At 43.6% G+C, this 24839-nt stretch carries 22 protein-coding genes; 11 read left to right on the top strand and 11 right to left on the bottom strand.

Annotation, left to right across the window (positions count from 1 at the left end):
- Positions 1-2 precede the first annotated feature (2 nt).
- The 6 genes from AB6E54_RS03230 (at position 3) to AB6E54_RS03205 (ending at position 8621) form a co-directional block, all read left to right on the top strand.
- Positions 3-836 carry an ABC transporter ATP-binding protein gene (locus tag AB6E54_RS03230; protein ID WP_017064735.1) on the top strand — a complete coding sequence of 278 codons (834 nt, stop codon included), beginning with the start codon at positions 3-5 and terminating at the stop codon, positions 834-836.
- A 55-nt stretch (positions 837-891) separates the two neighbouring features.
- Positions 892-1731: a hypothetical protein gene (locus AB6E54_RS03225; RefSeq protein ID WP_210459106.1), complete on the top strand. Its 840-nt coding sequence runs from the start codon at positions 892-894 to the stop codon at positions 1729-1731.
- 72 nt (positions 1732-1803) lie between these two features.
- Positions 1804-5751: a zinc-dependent metalloprotease gene (locus AB6E54_RS03220; protein ID WP_102332887.1), complete on the top strand. Its 3948-nt coding sequence runs from the start codon at positions 1804-1806 to the stop codon at positions 5749-5751.
- A 240-nt stretch (positions 5752-5991) separates the two neighbouring features.
- Positions 5992-6696, top strand: a complete 705-nt coding sequence (locus tag AB6E54_RS03215; protein WP_017064732.1) for a response regulator — start codon at positions 5992-5994, stop codon at positions 6694-6696.
- A gap of 19 nt (positions 6697-6715) precedes the next feature.
- Entirely contained in the window at positions 6716-8005 is a 1290-nt protein-coding gene (locus tag AB6E54_RS03210; RefSeq protein ID WP_017064731.1) for an ATP-binding protein, read from the top strand.
- A gap of 79 nt (positions 8006-8084) precedes the next feature.
- On the top strand, positions 8085-8621 hold the full coding sequence (locus AB6E54_RS03205; protein WP_017064730.1) for an RNA-binding S4 domain-containing protein: 537 nt from the start codon (positions 8085-8087) through the stop codon (positions 8619-8621).
- A 136-nt stretch (positions 8622-8757) separates the two neighbouring features.
- Here the strand turns inward: AB6E54_RS03205 and AB6E54_RS03200 are convergent, their stop codons facing one another.
- Positions 8758-9639: a LysR family transcriptional regulator gene (locus tag AB6E54_RS03200; protein WP_102332886.1), complete on the bottom strand. Its 882-nt coding sequence runs from the start codon at positions 9637-9639 to the stop codon at positions 8758-8760.
- 106 nt (positions 9640-9745) lie between these two features.
- On the opposite strand from AB6E54_RS03200, the gene AB6E54_RS03195 reads away from it, so the two are divergent.
- Positions 9746-10708 (top strand): nitrilase family protein, encoded by a 963-nt coding sequence (locus AB6E54_RS03195; protein ID WP_102332885.1) that lies wholly within the window; start codon positions 9746-9748, stop codon positions 10706-10708.
- Positions 10709-10866: 158 nt separating this feature from the next.
- On the opposite strand, the gene AB6E54_RS03190 is transcribed toward AB6E54_RS03195, so the two are convergent.
- The 10 genes from AB6E54_RS03190 to AB6E54_RS03145 all read right to left on the bottom strand — a co-directional run bounded on the left by AB6E54_RS03190 (position 10867) and on the right by AB6E54_RS03145 (position 19369).
- Positions 10867-11310 carry a F0F1 ATP synthase subunit epsilon gene (locus AB6E54_RS03190; RefSeq protein ID WP_004730391.1) on the bottom strand — a complete coding sequence of 148 codons (444 nt, stop codon included), beginning with the start codon at positions 11308-11310 and terminating at the stop codon, positions 10867-10869.
- A gap of 14 nt (positions 11311-11324) precedes the next feature.
- Positions 11325-12710 carry a F0F1 ATP synthase subunit beta gene (gene atpD, locus AB6E54_RS03185; RefSeq protein ID WP_017060843.1) on the bottom strand — a complete coding sequence of 462 codons (1386 nt, stop codon included), beginning with the start codon at positions 12708-12710 and terminating at the stop codon, positions 11325-11327.
- Between the two features lie 44 nt (positions 12711-12754).
- Entirely contained in the window at positions 12755-13624 is an 870-nt protein-coding gene (atpG, locus tag AB6E54_RS03180) for a F0F1 ATP synthase subunit gamma (protein WP_017064727.1), read from the bottom strand.
- 46 nt (positions 13625-13670) lie between these two features.
- Entirely contained in the window at positions 13671-15212 is a 1542-nt protein-coding gene (gene atpA, locus AB6E54_RS03175; RefSeq protein WP_017060841.1) for a F0F1 ATP synthase subunit alpha, read from the bottom strand.
- Between the two features lie 9 nt (positions 15213-15221).
- Positions 15222-15773 (bottom strand): F0F1 ATP synthase subunit delta, encoded by a 552-nt coding sequence (locus tag AB6E54_RS03170; protein ID WP_017060840.1) that lies wholly within the window; start codon positions 15771-15773, stop codon positions 15222-15224.
- Positions 15774-15784: 11 nt separating this feature from the next.
- Positions 15785-16255 (bottom strand): F0F1 ATP synthase subunit B, encoded by a 471-nt coding sequence (locus AB6E54_RS03165; protein WP_017060839.1) that lies wholly within the window; start codon positions 16253-16255, stop codon positions 15785-15787.
- Between the two features lie 54 nt (positions 16256-16309).
- Entirely contained in the window at positions 16310-16546 is a 237-nt protein-coding gene (gene atpE / locus AB6E54_RS03160) for a F0F1 ATP synthase subunit C (protein WP_004730405.1), read from the bottom strand.
- A gap of 47 nt (positions 16547-16593) precedes the next feature.
- Complete coding sequence (gene atpB / locus AB6E54_RS03155; RefSeq protein WP_017060838.1) at positions 16594-17364, bottom strand: F0F1 ATP synthase subunit A; 771 nt, start codon at positions 17362-17364, stop codon at positions 16594-16596.
- A gap of 1 nt (position 17365) precedes the next feature.
- A complete protein-coding gene (locus AB6E54_RS03150) occupies positions 17366-17767 on the bottom strand; it encodes a hypothetical protein (RefSeq protein WP_017060837.1) in 402 nt (133 codons plus the stop codon).
- 717 nt (positions 17768-18484) lie between these two features.
- Positions 18485-19369, bottom strand: a complete 885-nt coding sequence (locus AB6E54_RS03145; RefSeq protein ID WP_136978936.1) for a LysR family transcriptional regulator — start codon at positions 19367-19369, stop codon at positions 18485-18487.
- 157 nt (positions 19370-19526) lie between these two features.
- Here AB6E54_RS03145 and AB6E54_RS03140 point away from each other — a divergent pair, with 157 nt between their 5' ends.
- The 4 genes from AB6E54_RS03140 (at position 19527) to AB6E54_RS03125 (ending at position 24613) form a co-directional block, all read left to right on the top strand.
- On the top strand, positions 19527-19925 hold the full coding sequence (locus AB6E54_RS03140) for a RidA family protein (RefSeq protein WP_004741170.1): 399 nt from the start codon (positions 19527-19529) through the stop codon (positions 19923-19925).
- A gap of 187 nt (positions 19926-20112) precedes the next feature.
- Positions 20113-21573, top strand: coding sequence for an aldehyde dehydrogenase family protein (locus tag AB6E54_RS03135; protein ID WP_017060834.1), 1461 nt, complete (start codon positions 20113-20115; stop codon positions 21571-21573).
- A gap of 206 nt (positions 21574-21779) precedes the next feature.
- Positions 21780-22775 carry a membrane dipeptidase gene (locus AB6E54_RS03130; RefSeq protein WP_017060833.1) on the top strand — a complete coding sequence of 332 codons (996 nt, stop codon included), beginning with the start codon at positions 21780-21782 and terminating at the stop codon, positions 22773-22775.
- Between the two features lie 230 nt (positions 22776-23005).
- Entirely contained in the window at positions 23006-24613 is a 1608-nt protein-coding gene (locus tag AB6E54_RS03125; protein ID WP_372105972.1) for a BCCT family transporter, read from the top strand.
- The last annotated feature ends 226 nt before the right edge of the window (positions 24614-24839 follow it).

Below are 24839 nucleotides of genomic sequence, written 5' to 3'. Positions count from 1 at the left end.
TTATGTCAGAAGTCATTAGAATTGAAGGGCTAAAGCAGCATTTTCTATCAGGTAAGAACCTATTTAAGAAAGGTTATGTAATCAAGGCTGTTGACGGCGTTTCATTCTCAGTGAAGCAAGGTGAGACGTTAGGTTTGGTTGGAGAGTCTGGCTGTGGAAAAAGTACGCTTGGTAGAACATTACTTAAACTGTATGAGCCATCCGCTGGGAAGATCTTTTTCGAAGGCGAAGACATCACCCATTACAGTACAAAAAGAATGCGTCCACTTCGTCGAGATATGCAGATTGTATTTCAGGATCCTCTAGAATCATTGAATCAGAGGCATACAGTAGGCGGCATACTTGAAGAACCTTTTATTATTCATGGGATTGGTTCAAAGAAAGACCGAAAGCAATGGGTTTTAGATCTACTCGATAAGATCGGATTACCTCACTCCGCCGTAACCCGTTATCCGCACGAGTTTTCTGGAGGGCAAAGGCAGCGTATAGGCATAGCAAGAGCAATAGCATTAAAGCCAAAGTTATTGATTTGCGATGAGTCAGTATCGGCATTAGATGTTTCTGTGCAAGCACAGATATTGAACTTATTACTAAAAATACAAAAAGAGATGAACCTTTCCATTATTTTTATTTCACATGATCTCTCTGTCGTTAAGCACATTTCAGATAATGTGGTCGTAATGAAAAAAGGTAAAATAATTGAGTTTGGAAGTGTGGAAGACGTTTATAAAAACCCAAAAGAAGAATATACAAAAACTCTATTGGCGTCGATTCCAATAACGCATCCATCTCAAAGGAATAAAATAAAAACAACGAGGTTAGCTAAACAGGCTTAAAACTGGAAAAAGAAAATGTAGATATAATACGGAAGTGTAATACAAGAAGGAAAATATGAATAAACTACTTATGTTGCCAGCGTTCATGCTGGTGGCGCCTTCGCTCGCCCTAGCAAATAATTTGCAAGATGAGTGGGAGTCCAAAAACAATGAAAACCCTTGGTCTGGATACATTAGTGCTGACTATTCTCGAAACGGATATGAAGACAGTGCGTCTTTAGCAAACCGTTCGGCTTCTGCAACTGGCGTTGTCCGATATTCGTTTTCAGACAAATCTCGACTCCAAGTTGTGGCGTCAGGTTACCACTTGTCCGACGGTGATGAATATGGGACTAGGGGACAGTTCTGGAATGATACGTCCATCTCATGGGGGCGCAATGGATTATTCAAACCAACTGATGGTTCATCACTGAGTGGTGAGGTGAGAGTAATATTGCCAACGTCCAAATGGTCAAGGAGGAACGATCTAACGTTAGGAACTAGGTTGAAAGTCAGGTGGAGTGCTCCATTCGATAATTGGATTGAAGGGCTTTCATTAAGTAATACGTTATTACTTAGAAAAAACTTTCACGAATATAAAACAGCTGGTGGTAATCAGCTTATTGAATACCAATTGAGCAGCCAATTTTCTCTTGATTATGTTTTTTCAGAAGACTTCTATTTTAACATTTTCGTAATGCCTAGACAGTCATGGGATTATAACGGGAGCACGTTTGACCCAACTTTATTACATGGGGAAGAGGTGGGTTACCAAATAACTAAGAGTATTTCTATTTCTGCTGGTTTGACTAATGGCATTAGTTATTACAATCCAGAAAGAGGCTCAAACCCTCTTAATGATTTAGTCGATTTAAAGAAAACAACTTATTACGCAGTGATTAACTATCAATTCTAATATTGCTCCGTTCGCATTGAATTTAAATAGTTAGAAGTAAAAATGTAATATAATTATAAATATAGGTAAATTATGTTTAAACAAGCAATTATCGCAGCAAGTATTGCCACAATCCTCAGCGGGTGTGGGGCCGAAGATCGTGCCTATGACACCTATGAAAAACCAACCGAAGAGATTTCTGTTCAATCTTTAGATACGGAATCACTTTGGATGTACATGCCGTCAACCGGCGATGCTCCTCGTTATGCAATGACTCAGCGCGGCTTTTTCCAAGGCGATCCAAAGTTGGTGACGCTTCGTTTTGATGAAACAAATGGTATTTATGTCGAAGAAGTTGATCGCGACAAAGTGAATTCGACAGATGAAAGTCGTTGGGATACGGAAATTAACCGTGCTCCTGTGCTTAAAATTCCTGGAGAATTCCGTCAGTATCGCTGTGCTGAGAACGGTTATGGCGAATGTACAAATAAAGAAGAAATTAACGCAGATGAAGACGTTTCTTGGGATCAAGCCACACACTTTGTACCTAAATATGAAGAGATTAAATCACTATCTCAAGACACAATTAGAGCTTGGTATACCTCCAGTAATGTTACGGAGTCTGCAGAGCCTCGTTTGATTTCATACGAATACGATCCTGAAGGTGGGGTAATTAACGTTGAAGTAGAACGAACCTTTACTGCAGAAGCGGAAGATCAATACCAGTTTGGTGGCGAGCTTAAAGACTTATCATTCAAAACACGTTTTTTCTATTCTCTTGTTAAGCTTGATAAGTTAGCAAGTGAAAATTACGAACCTATCTATTACCAAGGCCAAGACAGCGCATACTTTGGGTTCTTCAACGATAGCAAAGAAGTAAAAACTCACACTGGTGAGAGTAACGTACAGGGTTCTCGTTTTTCTTATATTAACCGATTCAATCCCAAGTTAGAGTCGATCGATTACTACTTAAGCGACAGCTACTTCGATGATGGCAATGAAGCGTACCTGCAACTTACGCTCGATACCATGAAAGAGGTAAATCAGTCATTAGAAGGCACAGGTGTTCCTCGCATTAACATTGTTAATAGTGACAAGAAAGCGGGTGTAAAAACGGGTGACTTACGTTACAACGTATTCAACCTGATCGAGGATCCGGTTGACAACGGCCTTCTTGGCTATGGCCCATCTGCCACTAACCCATTAACGGGTGAAATTATTCATGCGCATGTTAACCAATATTTAGGTGTGATTCGTTCCGCAAGTCGCCATACGTGGAATGATCTCGCTAAGCGTTACAACCGCCAAGAAATTGAAAAAGTACAACCTGTGGTTGTGGCGGAAAAAAGCAACGCTTCGAAATCAAGCTCTGAGCCAACCGAAATCGATTTGTTCAATAAAATGCTCGAGGAAGATCGAGGACCTTCGATCAATGTTCCAGCGTTGAGTGAACGCGAAATTAATTTGGTGGGCAAAGATAATTTAGTCGATTCACTGCCTGAAGCCGATTTGGATTTCAAATACGATACCAGCAACCAAGACCTCGCTTTGCAATCATTCTATAAACGCCAAGATATGTTGAAGCGATTCTCTGAGCAGAATGTATATAGCGTTGATGCGATGTGGTTAAGTACCCAGTCAAAGGGCTTAGTGAAGGGTTTAGACTATATCCAAGGTGGCTTCTTCGCCGATGCTGATCAGAGCAAAATGAAAACGTGGGAAGCGCTAACGATTGATCAGCAGAAGCTAGCAAGCCAAGCGATTTCAAAGCATATGTTTAAATCAACATTGATTCATGAGCTCGGGCATAACCTTGGTTTACGTCATAACTTTATGGGTTCAACGGACGAAAGCCATTTTTATACAGAGGCTGAGCTTGCACAAAGCAAAATTGGGCACCTTGATAAGCCAGCTGCGTACAGTTCGATCATGGATTACGGTGCATCAATATTTGATGAACTGTTGACGTTCGGTAAGTATGACAAGGCCGCTTTACGTTTCGCTTATGCTCGTCAGGTTGAAACAAATGAACTTATCGTTAACACCAATAGCGAGGGAGACGATGTCGCTGTAGTAGACGCCACAGGAGCACAAAAGCGCAAAGTCTATTCTTTGGCTGAGTATGACCGTCAGTTATCTAATGACTATAAGGTTTATCCGACGGGTGTTATTGCACACTTGAGAGCTAACGCTGGTCAAAATGGTATTCCAGATTCGTTAGTGAGCTATCGCTATTGTACGGATGAACACACGACCACTAACTTGTTATGTGATCGTTTTGATGAAGGTACAAGCCTTCAAGAAGCCACAGAGTTTAGAATTCAGCGATACAAAGATAGCTACGACACGGTTAACCAAAGAAATGGACGTGAGAGATTTGAACAATTTCATCAATATAGCTACTTCTTATATCGAATGGGGGAGTTCCAAAAAATTCGCGATATCGTTGAAAACGTTGGTGAAATTGACTTTATGTTTGCTCGTTACTTAGGTGCAAATACGACGAATAACAAAGGGCAGGTTTTTGAAGAAATAGCCGGAAACAACTGTGTGGATTTTCGCGGTAACGCTATTCCATTAGAGAACTTGTCTGCGGGTGTTCGTCCAATTTGTGATACTTATAATGCAGCAAATTTGGCAGCAGACTTCTTTTTAGAAGTGCTAACAGCACCAGATAAAGTTTGTGAATTAGAAGAATTGAGTGGTGTTGTTGGAGTTCCTAACCGCTATCGTTTCGCTAAGTTATCTGACCTTTGGTTAACCTACCAAGGCGGCATGTCGCAAAATCGCGATGTTCCAACCAGTTGTTTCGATGAGGAATTAGTTCAGATGTTAGCAAGTCAAGCTAACGAGATCGTCATTCGCTCTGAAACTCGAGATGGAAAAGTATGGGCGAGCTTAAAAGCGAACAACCCTTATCAAACATCGTCTTCTTCTGTCGATTTGTTAGGCGTATGGCCAGACAAACTACTAGCAGCACAGATGTTAGTTAGGCGTGATACACCATTCAAATCAACTGAGAATTCGAGCTTAGCGTTGGTTGATATGTCAGACAAAATTTCACACTTGTATACGTATCTATCCGATTTAACGGGTAGAGCTGAAGCTCGCCAAGCTATCTTTGTTGATGGGAAAGGGGATTACGTAGAAACGGTTCTGAAATACAAACAAGACATTACCGAAACAATTGAGGCTACACCTTCATACCTGTGGCCAATGAAGCGCTATTTCTCAATGGGCGGTAATGAAGCATTTGTGTATTGGACTGAGGGAGCTAGCCAAGATACGAAGGTGCCGTACTTTGGAACCTTATTGGCTAACCTAAACAAGTATAATCGTGCAAATGAATATGGTTTGAGTGACTCAGTATCTGGTTTTAGCGACTCTATCCATGTCAACTATGCAAATAGTAGTTATGCCGACGAAGATGGGATTAACTTTACTTGGAAAGGGACAAATTACTCGTTGAGTTCACGTAACACACTTGCAAATGCTTTAGCTTCACGCGCCTTATACACAGAAGAGCAGCAAGCTCGCGTAGAAAAATTAAACGGTTTGCCTTACCGAGTCCGTAACGCGCTGTCTGTGTTTAAGAATACGCGAGATCGCAACGAAGCTCGTATTATCGCTGTCGGTGATAAAGAGGCGCTCGTTGCTCTTCGTGACACCACTGGTTTCGCACGCTTTTTTATGTTTGATAATCAGTTCGAAGAATATGATGAAGATGGTCAGAAGTGTTTACGATTTAAAGTCGATGGCGAGTCGACCGAAGATCACATGAAACGTAAGTGTAACTCTCAATCCAGTTTGCAGACGGTACAAAATAGCTCGATTGGTAAATTCGAAGATGAAGAGCACGAACGTATATTCGATTTAGCACAAATCTTTGGTAATCAGATTGCGGATAACAACACCAGTTCCACAAATGCGGCTCATAAAGAAGTGTACAACTATGACCCAGAAGAATTGAGGTTATGGAGCTCTAATGAGTACGTGAATTATCGTCGCGCATTTGAACAGTTCCCTGTTTATGATGACTAGACAACAAATGTTTAATTAAACCCATAAATTGAACCGGTTACCTTACTAAGGTGACCGGTTTTTTTGAGTCTAAAATTAAGAGCTTTTGGTCTATTTTTAGCTGCATTACCTTATATTTATATGTTATATAGATGTTTTTGTTAATTTTATAAATACAAGCTATGTAAAAAGAATATGCTGAATTTCGCAATAGAGAGGCGCGGGTTCGCAAGGTAGCAATAGGAATGGTGAGAAGGATTTATGACCAACCCGAAACTAGTGATCGTAGAAGACGATCCCATCTTAAGAGAGATGTTACAGGAATATTTTGAAAGCCAATCTTTTGATGTAATCACTATTTCTGATGGCGCATCAGCGAGTGAGCAAATCTTAAATATTCAGCCCGACATTGTTCTACTTGATCTTATGTTGCCAGAAGTTGATGGGCTAACTATCTGTAGGCAAGTCCGGAGTCAGTTTAAGGGAAAGATACTCATTCTTACAGCTAGTGATGATGATTTTGACCATGTTGCAGCGTTAGAAACTGGCGCCGATGACTTTATTAGTAAACCAATTCGCCAAAGAGTATTACTTGCTCGAGTGAGGATGCTTTTGCGTCGCACTCCTGACAGTTCAATAAGTGCTGAAGTGAGTAAGAATGAGTTAGTTTTTGGTAAGTTAAATTTAAACCGCACAACCAAAGCCTGTACGCATATTGGAAAAGATATATCCATAGCGGAGAGTGAATTTGAACTGCTTTGGCTATTGGCTTCCTCGCCAGAACAGGTGTTATCACGTAATTTTTTGACTCAACAGTTGAGAGGTATTGATTACGATGGCATTGACCGCTTTATCGACAATAAAATCGTAATCTTACGTAAAAAGCTTAATGACATAACTGTCCCACCTAAAAAGATCATCACTGTAAGAGGTAAAGGCTACTTGTTCGTACCAGAACGTTGGTAACGGTAGCTGAATAAATAATATGCGACGTATCTATTTTGAATACCTAGCGGGGCTGACAGTCATCTTCTTAGTGAGTATATATTCCTATGCTTTTATTGTTTACAAGTTAAGCACTGACTACGAATACATATTACGAGACCATGAAGCAGAAGCTTATCAAGAATTAATTGATGTGGTTTTCCGTGAAAAAGGTTTGCTTGAAACGCAGAATCTATTAAAAAGTTATGCGGATAAGACTCGGCAGAACCTGCGAATCATACCTTTTGATAACGCTCCAGAACTAGTGAGAAAAGCGTTTCAGCAGCAAGGCCGAAATGTTTACTACCATGACGAATACTTCCTGTGGTTAAGGTTAGTTGGAAGTGATGATTTATATGAGTTATCTAAGAACAAAAATTCTTATCTGAGGAAGCAAATCAAATTTGAAAACCGGCTTATTTGGGTTTTTGCAATAACAGGTTTCGCGTTTAGCGGCTTGTTTTTGGTTTGGAGAATCAAGCGCCGATTAAATAACCTTGAAATGGCGACGGTTGCTTTTTCTCATGGGGATCTACTAGAAAGAGCTTCCGAAAAAAATAGCATAAAATTAGGTACGTTAAACCGTAGCTTTAATGTTATGGCGGACAAGATAAGAGACTTAATCAATAGTAATAAGTCTTTGACTAATGCCGTTGCTCACGAGCTAAGGACGCCTATATTCCGAATTCAGTGGCAGGCTGAGTTGTTGAGTGACTTAGCACCAACTCCGCAACAATCTAAGGCGATAGCCCGTATTCTTGCTGATACGGATGAAATGGAAGACATGGTTGATGAGCTATTGTATTACGCTCGATTGGAAAGAGGGGGCTTTGAATTGCTTAAGCAACCTATTGATGCCAATGAATGGCTAAACGAGCGTTTTAGCATTTGGGAGAAAGAGACAACACTCGATCTCATTAAGGTGCCACTAAAAGTCCCAGCCTCTTTGTATGTCGATCTAAAGTTATTCAATAGGGCGGTGGATAATATAGTAAGGAATGCTTTTAAGTTTGCCGATACTAAGATCGTTATTGAGTTGTGGTATACCGACAATGAATTTGTTATTGAGGTTCATGATGACGGTAAAGGCGTTGAAGCGGAGCATTGGCCTTTTTTGTTTGATCCTTTCTACAGCGCTAATGCAGCGAGGAACAAGGGGAAAACGGGCCATGGTTTAGGGTTAGCTATTGTTAAACAGGTGTGTGACCGTCACCAAGCACATGTCACTGTTGGTGAAAGTTACTTGGATGGTGCGTGTTTTGCCTTGTCGTTTCCTCGGCTTGAGCTATAAATTCAACATGGTCATTTAGTTGTTTTAAGATTACACTGCGCCCAATATTTCAGAAGTACATATTTAGGTAGAGGTCACCATGGACCAAGAACATTACGAAGACGCTGATTACGAAGGCCAAGAGCTGGGCGAAGAAGGCGAAGAGATTGAAATTGAAGCAATTGGTATTGATGTTTCATCACAGCCAATCGAGCTCTACAAAGTGTTTAAAATTGCTAACCTAGTGAGTGGTGGCGGCGAAGCTAAGCACATCATCTCTGAAGGCTACGTAGCGGTAAATGGTGAGCTAGAAACCCGTAAGCGTCGTAAAATGTACGATGGCGACTTCTTTGAATTCAACCAAGAATACTATGTAGTGGTGTGTGATCAGCCAGTACAAGAAGAATCAGAAAAGCCGAAAAAGAAAGAAACGCCTAAAAAAGAGAACAAGGCGAAGAAAGGTCAGTCTAAAAAGGATTCTAAGAAGAAGGAATCTAAGAAAAGCAAAGCAGAAATGCTAAGCGCAAAGGCTGAACCAAAGAAAGAGAAAAAAGAGAAGAAACCGAAAAAGAAAGCGGATACGCCAAAGCCAACACGTGATGATAAAAGCGGCCGTAATTCGATTGAGTTCTTCTAAGTTATAGCTCTAACCTACTGATCTAAAGCTATTCTTTCAAAACGCAATCAACCTTAGACTTAGGTTTACGTTAAGAAAATATCAAAAGGCTCACTATTTAGTGAGCCTTTTTTGTTGGTGAAATTTAGCTTCTGGTCTAATTTCCTTTTTGATGAGCCACAAACTCTACAAACCTATCCCTGAGTGGGTTGTCACTCTCTCCATTCCAGATTAACCCGACAGGCCAAGTCGCGTGTTCACCTTCTAACGCAATGAATTCCACATCGGTGTTACTAATGTACTGCGCACTGCTGGGTACGATGGTGAAACCGATATTGGCCGAAACCAAGGCAAGCAGGGTGAGGATATCATCGGCTTCTTGTGTCTTAGATAAGTCGATTTTATTGGCAAGACAATATTGTTGAATCTGTCTGTCTAATCCGGGGCCACGGTGCTGAGCCAATTTTAGATAAGGCCATTTCGATAACTCAAAGAGAACCTGATCGTTACCTGGCGCTTGCTTGAGAATATCTTTGTGAACCGCAATCACAAGCGAATCATTGAAAAGCGTTAGGCTCTTTAAATCCGAGGCGTCGGGTATTCGATTGAAGCTGATATCGAGTTCATGGCTCAATAGCTCGTCGGTCTGCTGCTTAGAAGGTGTGTCATTTAAGGTGATGTGAACGTCTGGGTACTGTTGTTTATAGGCGGCAATCAGTTTAGGTGCTTCGTGATAATTAGATACGCCAAAACCAATGTTCAAATGCCCCTGCGTTCCATTCACTACGGAGCCTGAAAGCTGCTCAAACGCTTGCATTGAATGAACCAAACGTTGGGCTTCGGGTAGTAAGGTTTTACCTGCGTGTGTCAGTTCTGCGCCGTTCCTGCCGCGAGAAAACAGACTCGCTCCTATATTGGATTCCAGTCGTTGAATCTTTTTGGTCAGTGCCGACTGAGTAATGTAGAGCTGCTCTGATGCCATACGATAATTGCCCGACTTAGCCAACTGACAAAACGCCTTCAGTAAATCAAATTCCATTCCGAATGCTCATTGAACTAAGAATATCTTTCATTATATGGAATTGAATCGATTTTTTATACTGAGTTCATACCAAATCAGATAAAGCGAAATTTGAGGACGAATAATGAAAAGAGACATCAAAGTAGCGTCGGTTCAGTTTAACCATCATGCAGGCGATAAGGCGTATAACTTGTCGGTGATAGGTCAATACGTTCAACAAGCTGCGAAGAGTGGTGTGGAGATCATCAGTTTCCCAGAGATGTGCATCACTGGCTACTGGCATGTGTCTGCTTTGTCGCGAGACGAGATAGAAGCGCTAGCGGAACCTGTGCCGAGTGGTGAATCGACTCAAAATCTGATTGCACTGGCAACACAGTTTGGCATCAGTGTTGGGGCTGGTTTGATAGAGCAGGGTGTGGATGGCGAGTTATACAACACTTATGTGTTCGTGATGCCCAATGGAGAAGTTCAGAAACACCGTAAACTGCACACCTTTGTGAGCCCACATATGAGCAGCGGCGACCAATACACGGTGTTCGATACGCCCCATGGTTGTAAAGTCGGTATCTTGATTTGTTGGGATAACAACTTGGTTGAGAACGTTCGAATCACCGCATTGAAAGGCGCCGATATTTTGATTGCGCCACACCAAACGGGCGGTTGTCATTCACGAAGCCCGAATGCGATGAAGCGAATTGACCCTGAATTATGGTTTAACCGAGATGAAAACCCAGAGGCGATTCGTGCTGAAATGCAGGGCAAGAATGGCCGCGAGTGGTTAATGCGTTGGTTGCCTGCAAGAGCGCACGACAACGGTATGTTTGTGGTGTTTAGTAATGGTGTCGGCGTTGATATGGATGAAGTAAGAACAGGCAATGCGATGATCCTCAGCCCTTATGGTGAAATCATTGCTGAGACCGATAGTGTTGATAACGACATGGTGATTGCAGAGCTAAAAGCAGAAGAGTTAGACATGTGTACTGGTAGACGCTGGATTCGTGGCCGTAAGCCAGAGTTATATCATTCACTCACACAACCTCTTGGTCATGAACTTGATCCGCACCAAGCGCGTTTTTCAGAGAAGTAATGGTGTAAACGTTGTTGAAAAGGATGTACTAGGGACGGTTGAAAGGGAGGGGAAGCTGGAAAGGAGAGAAGGGTTCCTGATGTAGTCTACCCACTTAAACTGTTTTTTAAGTGGGTAGACTATTTACACATCAAGCACTAAGCATCTAAGTTTTATTCTCAGTGTCGAGTGCGAGAAGACGTCAGTTCTGATGCACGAAGTTGAGCAACGGCTTTTGCTAGTTCAAGCTGAGCTTGTGCAAAGTTGATGTCTACATTGCCCTTATTGATATTTTCTAGAGCTGCATATTTCGCTTCTTCTGCGCGAGCGCGGTCAATATCTTGGCCGTGCAAGGCAGTATCGGCTAACACCGTCACCACATCCGGCTGAACTTCCAGCATCCCACCAGAAACATAAAGCACTTGCCCCTCTGACTTAGGGTCTGTGACAAACACGGTCACGCCTGGCTTTATTTTACTGAGAAGCGGGGAGTGACCCGGGCGGATCCCCAGCTCACCATCAGCGCCAGAAACGGCTAGGGCATACGCTGGACCTGAAAACAGCGTACCTTCCGCACTTACAATATTAAGTTGAAATGTATTATCTGTAATTCCGATAGCCATGGTGCACCTGCCTCTTAGAGTGATTTTGCTTTGTTAAGCACTTCGTCGATAGAGCCACAGTACAAGAACGCTTGCTCTGGGATATCGTCATATTCACCGCTCAATAGACCTTTAAAGCCTCTTAGTGTTTCGCTTAGCGGTACAAAGACACCTTTCTGACCGGTAAACACTTCGGCTACGTGGTAAGGCTGCGTTAAGAAACGTTCAATCTTACGAGCGCGAGATACGGTCTGTTTGTCTTCAGTAGACAGCTCATCCATACCAAGAATCGCGATGATGTCTTTTAGCTCTTTGTAGCGTTGCAGCGTTGTTTGTACTTTTTGTGCAATGTCGTAGTGCTCTTGGCCTACGATCAGCGGATCTAACTGACGTGACGTTGAATCTAACGGGTCAATCGCAGGGTATAGACCCAGTGCCGCGATGTTACGAGACAGTACAACGGTCGCATCTAAGTGAGCAAAGGTTGTTGCTGGCGATGGGTCAGTCAAGTCATCCGCAGGTACGTATACTGCTTGGATAGAGGTGATAGAGCCTTGTTTTGTTGACGTGATACGCTCTTGAAGTACGCCCATCTCTTCAGCCAGTGTTGGTTGGTAACCTACTGCTGAAGGCATACGACCTAGCAGAGCTGATACTTCTGTTCCCGCAAGCGTGTAACGGTAAATGTTATCAATGAACAACAGTACGTCACGACCTTCATCACGGAAGCGCTCAGCCATAGTTAGGCCTGTAAGTGCTACACGTAGACGGTTTCCCGGTGGCTCGTTCATTTGACCGTAAACCATGGCTACTTTGTCTAGTACACCTGCTTCTTTCATCTCGTAGTAGAAGTCGTTACCTTCACGAGTACGTTCACCTACACCGGTAAACACAGAAAGACCTGAGTGGGCTTTGGCGATGTTGTTGATAAGCTCCATCATGTTGACGGTTTTACCTACACCAGCACCACCGAACAGACCAATTTTACCACCCTTAGCGAATGGACAGATAAGGTCGATAACCTTAACGCCTGTTTCTAGAAGCTCAGTGCTGTTTGCTTGTTCTTCATAAGAAGGGGCTTCACGGTGAATCTCGTAGTTTTCTTTCTGACCGATTTCACCACACTCATCGATAGGTTGACCAAGCACGTTCATGATACGGCCTAGCGTTTCTTCGCCGACAGGAACCGTGATTGGAGAGCCTGTGTTTTCAACCGTTAGGCCACGACGTAAGCCATCTGACGTACCCATTGCAATACAACGAACGATATTGCTACCCAGTTGTTGTTGTACTTCCAATACTAACGAGCTTGCTTCGTCGCTAGTCACTTTCAATGCATCATAAACGCGTGGGCTGTTGCCGCCGCTGAACTCGACGTCAACCACCGCGCCGATTACTTTAACTATTTTTCCAACACTCATTCTTAAATCCTCAAATTCTGTTCTTGACCCAGTCTTTTCTAGCCCTAGACAGCTTGGGCACCTGAGACTATTTCACTCAGCTCTTGGGTAATGGCAGCCTGACGCGCCTTGTTGTAGACCAACTGCAAGTCATCAATGAGTTGGCCTGCGTTATCAGTCGCCGCTTTCATAGCGACCATTCGGGCTGCTTGCTCACAGGCAATGCTCTCAACAATGCCTTGATACACTTGCGATTCGATGTATCGATGTAACAGTTCTGAGAGTATGTCTTTGGGTGCTTGCTCATAGATGTAGTCCCAACGACGCGCTTTTTTAGGCTCACCACCTTCCTCAGAATCCGAAGGGTGGGGGAGCAACTGCAAGGTCGTTGGCGCTTGAACCATGGTGTTGACGAACTGGTTGTAAACGAGATACAAGCTATCGATTTTACCTTCGTCGTAATGCCCGAGCATCGCATTCACCGTACCTAAGATGTCTTCTAACTTAGGTGTATCGCCAAGACCTGACGTTTGTGCAATAACGTTGCCGCCGCGTTGGAAGAACGAGATAGCCTTAGATCCCACTAAGGTTGTTTCTACCTCGACTCCCTTGGTGCGCCATTGCTCCATTTCTTCTAACACTTTCTTGAACAAGTTTGAGTTCAAGCCACCACACAAGCCGCGATCGGACGAGATAATGATGTAAGCGACACGCTTAGGTTCACGCTGTTGCAGGTAAGGGTGCTGGTACTCCAGGGAACCCGATGCAACATGAGAGATAACTTTTCGCATGTTCTCGGCGTAGGGGCGAGTTAGCGTCATGTTGTCTTGAACCTTGCGCATCTTACTTGCTGCAACCATTTCCATTGCGCTAGTGATTTTCTGAGTGTTACTAACACTGGCTATCTTGGTGCGAATTTCTTTAGTACTTGCCATAATCTGCTCCTATTTGTTTTGATTTCCAGCTAACAAACCGGAGCACTTACCAAGCTTTCATCCCAACAAAACCTTCTAGGATCTCTTTAAGAGCACCGTCGATTTCGTCATTGTAATCGCCTGTCGCGTTGATTTTTTCGAACAACGCAGGGTTCTGACCTTTGGCATAAGCAATCAGCTCTTCTTCAAAACGGGCAATGTTGTTTAGCTCAACACCGACCAAGTAGCCTTTCTCTGCTGCGTAGATAACCGTTGCTTGCTCAGCGACTGACATTGGAGAGTATTGTTTTTGCTTCATTAATTCGGTAACACGCTCACCATGGTCTAGCTGTTTGCGCGTCATCTCATCTAAGTCAGAAGAGAACTGAGCAAAGGCCGCCAGCTCGCGATATTGAGCTAATGAAGTACGGATACCACCAGACAGTTTCTTGATGATCTTGCATTGCGCCGCACCACCCACACGAGATACCGAGATACCTGGGTCTACTGCAGGACGTAAGCCTGAGTTAAACAGTTGGGTTTGAAGGAAAACCTGACCATCAGTGATTGAGATTACGTTGGTTGGTACAAACGCTGATACATCACCCGCCTGAGTTTCAATAATAGGAAGCGCCGTTAATGAGCCTGTTTGGCCTTTCACTTCACCGTTAGTGAACTTCTCTACATACTCTGCATTCACTCGTGCTGCACGTTCTAGTAGGCGTGAGTGAAGGTAGAATACGTCGCCAGGGAAGGCTTCACGACCCGGTGGGCGTTTCAATAGCAATGAGATTTGACGGTAAGCAACGGCTTGTTTTGATAGGTCATCATAGATGATCAGCGCATCTTCACCGCGGTCACGGAAGTATTCACCCATGGTGCAACCCGCATAAGGGGCTAGGTATTGAAGCGCTGCAGACTCTGATGCTGATGCCACGACTACGATGGTGTTTTTTAGCGCATCGTGGTCTTCGAGTTTACGAACCACATTAGCGATAGTGGAGGCTTTTTGGCCAATCGCTACATACACACATTTGATGCCAGAATCTTTCTGATTGATGATCGCATCGATAGCTAACGCTGTTTTACCCGTCTGACGGTCACCAATGATAAGCTCACGTTGACCACGACCGATTGGCACCATGGTATCAACCGCTTTATAACCAGTTTGAATAGGTTGATCAACAGACTTACGTTCGATTACACCCGGTGCAATCACTTCTACAGGGTCGAGTCGGTCACAACTCACTGGGCCTTTGCCATCGATTGGCTCGCCTAATGTGTTGACTACACGACCAAGAAGTCCGTTACCTACAGGTACTTCTAAGATACGACCTGTACCTTTCACTTTCATACCTTCAGAGAGGTCAGTGTAGGGGCCCATAACCACCGCACCTACTGAGTGGGTATCGAGGTTAAGTGCGAGTGCGTATTTGCCACCTGGTAGCTCAATCATCTCGCCTTGCATAACATCAGCAAGGCCATTGATTGTGATGATGCCATCACGAACCGATACGATAGTGCCTTCATTGCGAGCCTCGGTGCTCACATTAAATTTCGAGATGCGTTCTTTGATTAGATCGCTGATTTCATTTGAATTTAATTGCATAATTGTTACCTATCTCGCGTGAAGTTGATGAGCCAATCGGTCAATTGATGTGTTTAAAGAACCATCGATAACGGTTTCACCCGCCTTGATGACCATTCCACCTACTAACGTGTCATCAATAACCTGCTTCATTTCAACCTGACGCTCTAATTTCTTCTCAAGTGCAGCTGTTAGTGACGTAACTTGATCTTGTGTCAGCATTTCTGAACTGGTGACAGTGACAGGCACTACACGTTCATGTTCGTCCTTTAGCTCGCAGTACAATTCAAACAGGTCTCTTACAACAGAAAGGCGGCCGTTCTCGGCCAAGACTCGAATAAGATTAATGACGTGGTCATCAACGAGTCCTTGGCAAATATGAATGATGAGGTTTGCCAGCTCTTCTGTTTGGTGTGTAGAAGCACCTTCTGCTGAAGAAATCTGACTAGCGATCGTTTCTTCTTCCGCGACAGCCACAAGAATGGACAGCATTGAGTGCCACTCTTGTAACTGGTTTTCACCTAAAGCAAATTCAAACGATGCTTTGGCGTAGGGATGAGCAATATTGGTGTAATCTGACATATTGCCTCTCCTTAGAGTTCGCTAATCATTTGGTCAACTAGCGCTCGGTTCGTTGCGGAATCTAGGTTTTTGCTAATCAGTTTCTGTGCACTTTGAATTACTGCGTCTGCCATATCTGCCTGAAGTTCACGGCGTATCTTTTGGCGTTCGCCTTCTAGCTCAGCTCTACCTTGTTCTAAGATGCGTGCCTTTTCTTGCTCGGCTTCTTGTTGCGCTAAGCTGATGATTTCATTGCGGCGTTTTCGGCCTTGTTCAACCAGTTCAGTCACATCTTTTCTTGCATCTTCGATGAGTTGCGCGCCATTTGATTTTGCTAGTTCTAGCTCTTTCGCAGCGTTCTCTGAGTGGCGTAAACCATCAGCGATTTCTTTTTGGCGCTCGTCTAACATCGCGGTGAGAGGGGGCCATACATATTTCATGCAGAGCCAAACAAAAATCACGAATGAGATTGCTTGTCCAAACATGCTTGCATTTAAGTTCATACCTTCCTCACTAAATCTTGATTATTTACAAATCGATCTTTCAAAGCGGTTTGATTAAGCCACGGCGAAGATGATGTATAGACCGATACCAACACCGATCATCGGTACTGCATCCACAAGACCCATCATGATGAAGAATTGAGTACGAAGCATTGGAGTAAGGTCTGGTTGACGCGCAACACCTTCAAGGTATTTACCTGCTAAGTTACCAATACCAGATGCTGCACCTGCTGCACCTAAACCGATCAGTAATGCACCTGCTACATATAAAACTGCGCTTACGATATCCATTTGTATCTCCGATAAATAATTTGTTAGTTAAATTTTTTAGTTATTAATTAGTGGTGTTCTTCTGTTGCCATACCTAAATAAACAACGGTCAGTACCATAAATATAAATGCTTGCAAGAATACGATTAATATGTGGAATAGTGCCCAAGGAACACTCAGTGCCCATTGCATCCACCATGGCATTAATGCGATCAGAATAAATATCATCTCACCTGCATACATGTTTCCAAATAATCGTAAGCCTAGTGATATAGGTTTTGAAATTAATGTTATTAATTCAAGAACTAAGTTAACAGGGTATAAAAGAGGGTTATCAAATGGCTGCGTAGTAAGCTCTTTGATAAAGCCTTTCAATCCTTTATTTTTAAATGTATAAGTCAACAGTAAGATAAATACACCGAGTGCCATCGACATTGGAATATTTACGTCCGCCGTTGGTAGATCTCTAAAGTGTTCTAGACCCATTGCACGACTTAATGCTGGTATGAAATCTATTGGTAATAAATCGACCGCGTTCATTAACAACACCCAAACAAAAGTGGTTAATGCCAGTGGCCCTATTAATTTATCCTCCGCTTGAAAAATCTCTTTTACTAGGTTGTTTACAAAATCAAATATCAGTTCGATAAAACATTGAAATCGACCTGGAACACCGCTGGTGCCCTTAGTCACTACGTATCGAAAAGCTCCAATAAACAGTAAACCCGTAATCCAAGATACCAACATCGAGTCGATGTTGAACGCCCAGAAACCATCACCTGTAGTTAAGAAGGTTAAGTGATGCTCTATGTATTCGTGAGCGGTAGTTACTTGATCCATACTACACGTACTCCGATCTTGTAGAGGCAGTAATAAATGGTGTTAAGAAGTACCCAACCATAGTGAGAATATATGCGTACAATATTACTGGGTTATCCAATTTGAAAAACTGGAACGCCAAGATAAACATTAAGAACGTATAAGTTATTTTCACGACACGACTCATTTGCATTAAGTCACGTAAACTATAATTAGGATTCTTGCGCACCTTTAGGCTTGCATATATAAAACCAAACAGCGGAGGTAGCATCGCAATTCCGATACCCAAAGCCGACGATTCCATATCTACTTTATTACCAAAAAACACTTCATATAAAACTACACCGACGGCCAATACTACTTGGCAGAGAACAACTCTTTTAGCAGCAACAAGAATGTCACCACTTATCCCATTAAGCCTCATAATAAAACCTTATATTTAACAGTGTAAGCTCATATAAAACACAGTTTGAATATGTCTTGCTACTCGCATTTACTTGTTAATAAAACTTTGCTTGTTAACAAAGAGATAATCTTGCTGGTTTTATATCTCCTGACGAAATAGAACGATATAAACTAGTTCGCTCTCGTTTCGACAAAATATAAACTACGCCTAAAATTATGTGATCAAAACGACAAATATTGATATCAATAATTCCATTTTTGAAATGAATGTTTTTCATTTATGAAAGTAATAGTTCTATCACTTTATTCATGAATATTTAAGATGCTTTATCCTTGTGTAAAAGAGGGTCTTTTTAGAAGGGAGTAGCGAGCTAAATTTTCAACTTATGATCTTATCAATTACGACTATTCAAACACTTAGGTTCATTTACAAGCTGAGTTGTGAAGTGTGATTTTGGTAGGGGTTAAGCTTGTTTGAGGCAATGATGGAAGATCTGGTTTTTCTGGTAAATTAAACGTACGTCGCTCCTTATCAATAAGCGAATATTTTTTATATTGTCGTCAGCTTGTCACTATTTGCGTGCGCGAGAGTGAAAATTCAGCGCCTAAATGTTGATGATATAGGAGTGAAATGGGGGACTGGGTGTGCGAGAAGCATGGTGCGGAGAAGAAACACCGAGTTTTGAGGAAGTAAATGGCAGCAGAGCGCTGCCTAATTTACTTAATCTAGGCTCTCTTATGACTCTTCATAACTGAGGTATTGAATACATAAGTCATGGAAAGCCTGTGCTTGTGGCGAGATCGTACGATCAGACAGTCTGAAAATGCCGATTTGTCGTTGCAAGGGTGGGTCAATTAGCGGAATCCACACCAAGCGGGTTTCATTGGTTGGGAAAGCCAACTTAGGTAGCGTGGTCACGCCTATCCCGAGCTCTAACACCGAAAAAAGCGAGGTAATGTTCTCGACAGAGTACAGGGCTTGTTCGCTGAGCATGCGCGCAGGTGTTGGGTCCAGTAGGGTGCAAGTCCCGTTACGAATGAAGGGATGTTTTAACAGAGTTTGCCATTCGATCCCTTCAGGTTGAGCGGCGATAGGGTTGTCCTTTAAGCAGACCACACCGATAGGATCGGAAAGAAGTGGGGTGAAGTCGATACTCTCTTCTTCTAAATGGGAGGTGTTGCCTAGGGCGACATCTACTTCTCCAGAGAGTAATCGTGCTTCTACACCTGCCGCATTATCATCAATCAAACTCACTTCTACATTCGGGTATTGCTCACAAAAGGCCCCTAACACACTAGGGATCAATTTGGCTGCCACCGAAGGCACGCTCGCTATTCGAACTCTTCCTTGTTGCCCAGCCGCCGCTGCACGTAAGTCGTTGTCTAATGCTTTGTAAACATTCAAGAATTGAATGATTTTTGGTAGGCATATTTCTCCAAAAGGTGTCAGTGTAGATTTGTTGCCTGTTTCAAACAGTGGCTGACCAAGTATTTTCTCAAGCTCTTTTATTGAAGTAGACAGTGCCGCTTGAGAGCGATTTGCTCGGTGAGAGGCGGCACGAAATCCACCTTCTTCGACCACTAAAACAAAATGTTTTAACTGTTGTAGCTTAATACTCATGACTCCGATCCTTCTCTAGCCCTTGCTATACCTTACTTTTTGAAAGGTGATAGATTTTATTTATCAAATGCACAAAATTTACCGTTAGATTTATCAGGCGTCAAGGTGCAGTATTTAACCATCTTGAAACATAGTTGTTACAAAGTTGGATGGAATCGTGAACGCACAAACTAAAAAACACCCAGTAAAAACCGCTCTTTTTGCTTCAAAAGCACCACTAGAGTGGGCAATCGTTAATAACGGCACTCTATACACTGCTCAGATTCCAATCGATGAAACGGGCGCAGTAGTAGAAGGCGGTATTGAAGCGCAAACGCGTCAAACTTTTAACAACCTTGTTCATACCTTGGAGTGTGCAGGCGAATCGATGGATTCTGTGCTGCAGGTTCTGATTTACGTGACTGACCGTGAATACCTGAAAACGGTAAACAGCGTATACGGGGAATACTTCAACGCACCTTATCCAAATCGTGCAGCAGTCGTTGTTGCAGGGCTAGCTAGAGAAGAGATGTTGGTTGAGTTCGTGGTTTATGCATCGGCGTCTCAACCTGAATAAATGGACTGTGAACTGAGGCAATTTGCCAATCAAAGCTGTTTGTCTACGCAGATCTTTACTGATACAAGCGAATAGTTTTACGTCTAGATACAAAATTAATACTTATTCTCTATATAAATTAACAATTTATTAATTAATCCGATGGTTGCCAGACTCAACCGCAACCTAACGTTACAAGGATAGAATGATGACTCACTTACAGAATGTTCAAGCAGAAAACGCACTTTACATTGGCGGCGAATGGCAAGCGGGTGTAAGCACCGTAGCGAACATTAACCCATCAGATATTTCTGAAAACATCGGTAACTTTGCACAAGCAAGTGCTGAGCAAGTTCAACAAGCGATTTCAGCGGCGAAACACGCTCAACCAGAGTGGGAAAAAACGCCGATTGAACGCAAACAAGCGGTGCTTCAAGCGATTGGTGATGAGCTGATTGCCCGTTGTGATGAGCTGGGCACTTTGCTATCTCGTGAAGAAGGTAAGCCGTTTGCTGAAGGTCGCGGTGAGATTTACCGTGCAGGTCAGTTCTTCCAATACTTTGCGGCTGAAGTGCTTCGCCAAATTGGTGACAACGCAGATTCTGTACGCCCGGGTGTTTCTGTTGAAGTGACTCGCGAAGCGGTGGGCGTTATCGGCATTATCTCTCCTTGGAACTTCCCGACAGCAACAGCAGCTTGGAAAATTGCTCCAGCATTGGCTTTCGGTAACAGCGTTATTTGGAAACCAGCAAACCTAACACCAGCAAGTGCGGTCGCGCTTACAGAGATCATCCACCGCCAAGGTATCCCTGCAGGTACGTTTAACCTTGTACTGGGTAGCGGTTCAACAGTAGGTGATGCACTGATCAACTCTAAAGAAGTGAACGGTGTGAGCTTTACCGGTTCTGTTGATACGGGTCGTAAAGTGGCAGCGGCTACAGCGCCAAACTTCGTTCGATGCCAACTAGAAATGGGCAGTAAGAACGCACTTGTTATTGCTGACGATGCTGATATCCAAACTGCGGTTGATGCAACGATTGCAGGTTCTTTCTCTGGCGCAGGCCAAAAATGTACCGCGTCTTCTCGCCTTGTGGTTATGGATAGCATTCACGACCAATACGTTGAAGCACTGATTAAACGTATGAGCGAGCTGAAAGTGGGTCACGCACTGGAAGAGGGTGTGTTCATGGGCCCTGTCGTTGATGGCAACCAACTTGAAGCAAACCTAGGTTGGGTTGAGAAAGCACGTCAAAGCGGCGGTGAGCTGGCATTTGGTGGCGAACGCTTGAGTATGAAGCACGAAGGTTTCTACATGTCTCCAACGCTGTTCTTGAACACTAAGAACGATTGGGAAGTGAACCAAGAAGAAGTGTTCGCACCAATGGCAAGTGTGATTCGTGTCGCTGACCTAGAAGAAGCGATTGCGACAACCAACGACACTCGCTTCGGTCTAACAGGCGGCATCATTACTCAGAGCCTACGTACTAGCGCAATGTTCAAGCAACAAGCGCAGACCGGTTGTGTGATGGTCAACCTACCAACAGCAGGCACGGATTACCACGTACCGTTTGGTGGTCGTAAAGAGTCTAGCTTCGGTCCTCGTGAGCAAGGTCAATACGCGAAAGAGTTCTACACAGTGGTTAAGACGGCTTACCAACGTCCTTACTAATCCACTTTCTAAATAAGAATTGGATAGCTGAATTAACTTCCTAGCTATCCAGCTATCGAATTGGCCTGATTCACAGAGTCAGGCCAACATTCAAACCAAAGCAGCAAACGAACTTAGACAAGTGATTTAACCCATTTTTGAAAACATGTTATTTGAGCGTGTTTTCAAAACCGAGCTAGAACACTGAGCTTTCAATAGGAGTGGTTATGTACCAGCAACGGATTGTTATAGATGGATTGCAATACTGCAATTGGAACAGAGAATATTTCCAAACACTAAAGGCGAGCGGCATTACAGCAGTTCACGCTACCGCGGTTTACCACGAGACGGCTCGTGAAACCTTATCTCGCTTTGCAGAATGGAATTTAAGATTCGAGCAGAACGCAGACCTTATCATGCCGATTCACTCAATGGCTGATGTCGAGACTGCAAAAGCGACTGGCAAAGTCGGCATTTTCCTTGGTGCTCAAAACTGTTCTCCAATCGACGATGAGATCGGTCTTATCGAAGTGATGCGTAAGCAAGGTCTTTTGATCATGCAACTGACGTACAACAACCAGAGCTTATTGGCGACGGGTTGCTACGAGAAGAACGACACAGGTATTACTCGCTTTGGTAAACAAGCCATCGAAGAGATGAACCGAGTGGGCATGATCATAGATATGTCTCACAGTGCAGAGCGCTCAACACTTGAAGCTATCGACTTGTCTTCTCGTCCTATTTGTATCAGCCATGCGAACCCGACGTTTGCTCATGATGCACTACGAAATAAATCAAACGATGTAATTAAAGCTCTAACCGCACGCGGCGGCTTAATCGGATTCAGCTTGTACCCATTCCACCTACCAAACGGCAGCCAATGTACCTTGGAAGATTTCTGCCAGATGGTTGCGACTACGGCTGACATGGTCGGCGTAGAGCACCTCGGTATTGGCAGTGACCTATGCTTAAACCAACCTCAAGCCGTTCTTGAATGGATGAGAAATGGTCGTTGGTCTAAAGCAATGGACTACGGCGAAGGCTCTGCGAATAACTCAGGTTGGCCAGATGCGTTGCCTTGGTTCTGTGGTAGTGCGGGTATGGAAAACATATATAACGGATTGATGCGTCATGGTTTCAGCGAGTCTGAAGCTGGGCAAGTCTTGGGAGAAAACTGGTTTAACTTCTTGAAAGATGGCCTAGAGCCTCAAACCAAGGGTTAACGGTTTCTCGCGAGCCATCATCGAATTAGCAGCCTTCTAACAAACGTTCAATAAGCAAGTGCTGCTTAAACCAATTTCACTATTCAAAAGGAACAACGGTCTATTTCGCAACGCGGTAACCCAAACATGGATTAGCCTGCCCAACACAAAAAACAATAGGGCAGGTGTTAAATACACCCTTGTAGTCATCATTCAAATGACAGCTGCAAAGAAACCTCTGGAGTCAGAGTATGTCTGATTTAACCAATAGCGTGAAATCTTCAAGCTTAAATGCGGGTCAAGCACACACAACAATTAATGCAAAAAGCAACACAAACGAGTCTGAGTCTACGTCAGACAAATTAGGCCTATCCAACCCAGCACTTTGGTACAGCGGCGGTTTTATCGCTCTGTTCGTGGCACTTGCTCTATTTGATGGCGAGCTGTTATCAAGCCTAGTAAATACGGGCTTTGCATGGTCTGTAAAAGTATTCGGTCCTTACTGGCAAATGCTTCTTCTTCTGACTTTTCTTATTGGTCTTGGCCTGGCGGCAGGGCGAACAGGCAAGGTTATCCTAGGCGGCATCGCTAAACCTGAAATGGACGGCTTCCGTTGGATGGCGATCATCTTCTGTACGCTACTGGCAGGTGGCGGTGTATTTTGGGCAGCAGCAGAGCCTATCGCTCACTACGTTAGCCCACCACCATTGTACGGCGCACAAGAAAACGCACAGCAAGGCGCGGTGAATGCCTTATCGCAATCCTTCATGCACTGGGGTTTTCTAGCATGGGCCATTGTCGGTAGCTTAACGTCTATTGTGGTGATGCACCTTCACTACGACAAAGGCTTACCGCTTAAACCTCGTATTTTGCTTTACCCAGTTTTAGGCGAGCGAGCATTGAAAGGTCACACCGGCGCATTGATTGATGCATGTTGTATTGTCGCAGTAGCGGCGGGCACCATTGGTCCTATCGGCTTCTTAGGCTTGCAAGTGAGCTACGCACTGAACGCACTGTTTGATATTCCTGATGGCTTCACGACGCAGCTTATCATCATCCTGTTCGCTATCGTTCTATACACATTATCGGCATTGAGCGGCCTTAACCGTGGAATGCAAATGCTAAGCCGTTACAACGTGATTCTGGCAATGGCATTGATGGTCTACATCCTGATCTTTGGCCCTACAAACTTTATCTTTAACGGCTACATCCAAGGTGTAGGCAGCATGATAGACAACTTCATCCCAATGGCAACATACCGTGGTGACGAAGGTTGGTTGAGCTGGTGGACAGTATTCTTCTGGGGTTGGTTCTTAGGTTACGGCCCAATGATGGCAATCTTCATCGCACGTATTTCACGCGGTCGTAGTATTCGCCAATTGGTATCAACCATCAGTCTTATTGCACCGTTCGTAACATGTTTCTGGTTCACCATTGTTGGCGGTTCTGGCCTTGCGTTTGAAATTGCAGACCCAGGCAGCGTAAGTAAAGCGTTCGAAGGCTTTAATTTACCTGGCGCGCTACTGGCAGTAACTCAGCAACTACCAATGCCAATGCTTATCTCTATTCTGTTCTTGATCTTGACGACGATCTTCATCGTAACGACAGGTGACTCAATGACTTACACCATCAGTGTGGTAGTCAGCGGTGAGACAGAGCCTAACGCAATTATTCGTACTTTCTGGGGTGTGATGATGGGGGTAACAGCATTGATTCTGATTTCCCTAGGTTCCGGCGGTATTTCAGCGCTGCAATCATTCATAGTTATCACAGCGGTACCGGTGTCCTTAATCTTGCTGCCATCACTTTGGAATGCGCCTCAAATCGCAATCAAGATGGCGAAAGATCAAGGCTTATAAAACATCAATGCCGGTATAAAGAAGAAAATGTAGAGATAAAGCTCTCTAAAAACTGAAGATAAACAAGGTGTGAGCCTTTGAAAGAAGGCTGATACAAGATTCCGGAAGGAAGATAAAAACCGTACTGGTGAAGATACACCGGGCGGCACGTATTTAGGTCAATCGATCTAGTCAGGACAAATAATAAGTGGCGAGTTCGCTTGCCTCGATAATATCAATAACGATT

Origin of the sequence: Vibrio sp. 10N.247.311.49 (assembly GCF_041467655.1) — a bacterium.
Taxonomy (GTDB): domain Bacteria; phylum Pseudomonadota; class Gammaproteobacteria; order Enterobacterales; family Vibrionaceae; genus Vibrio; species Vibrio crassostreae_C.
This window is presented reverse-complemented; position numbering and strand designations above follow the sequence as displayed.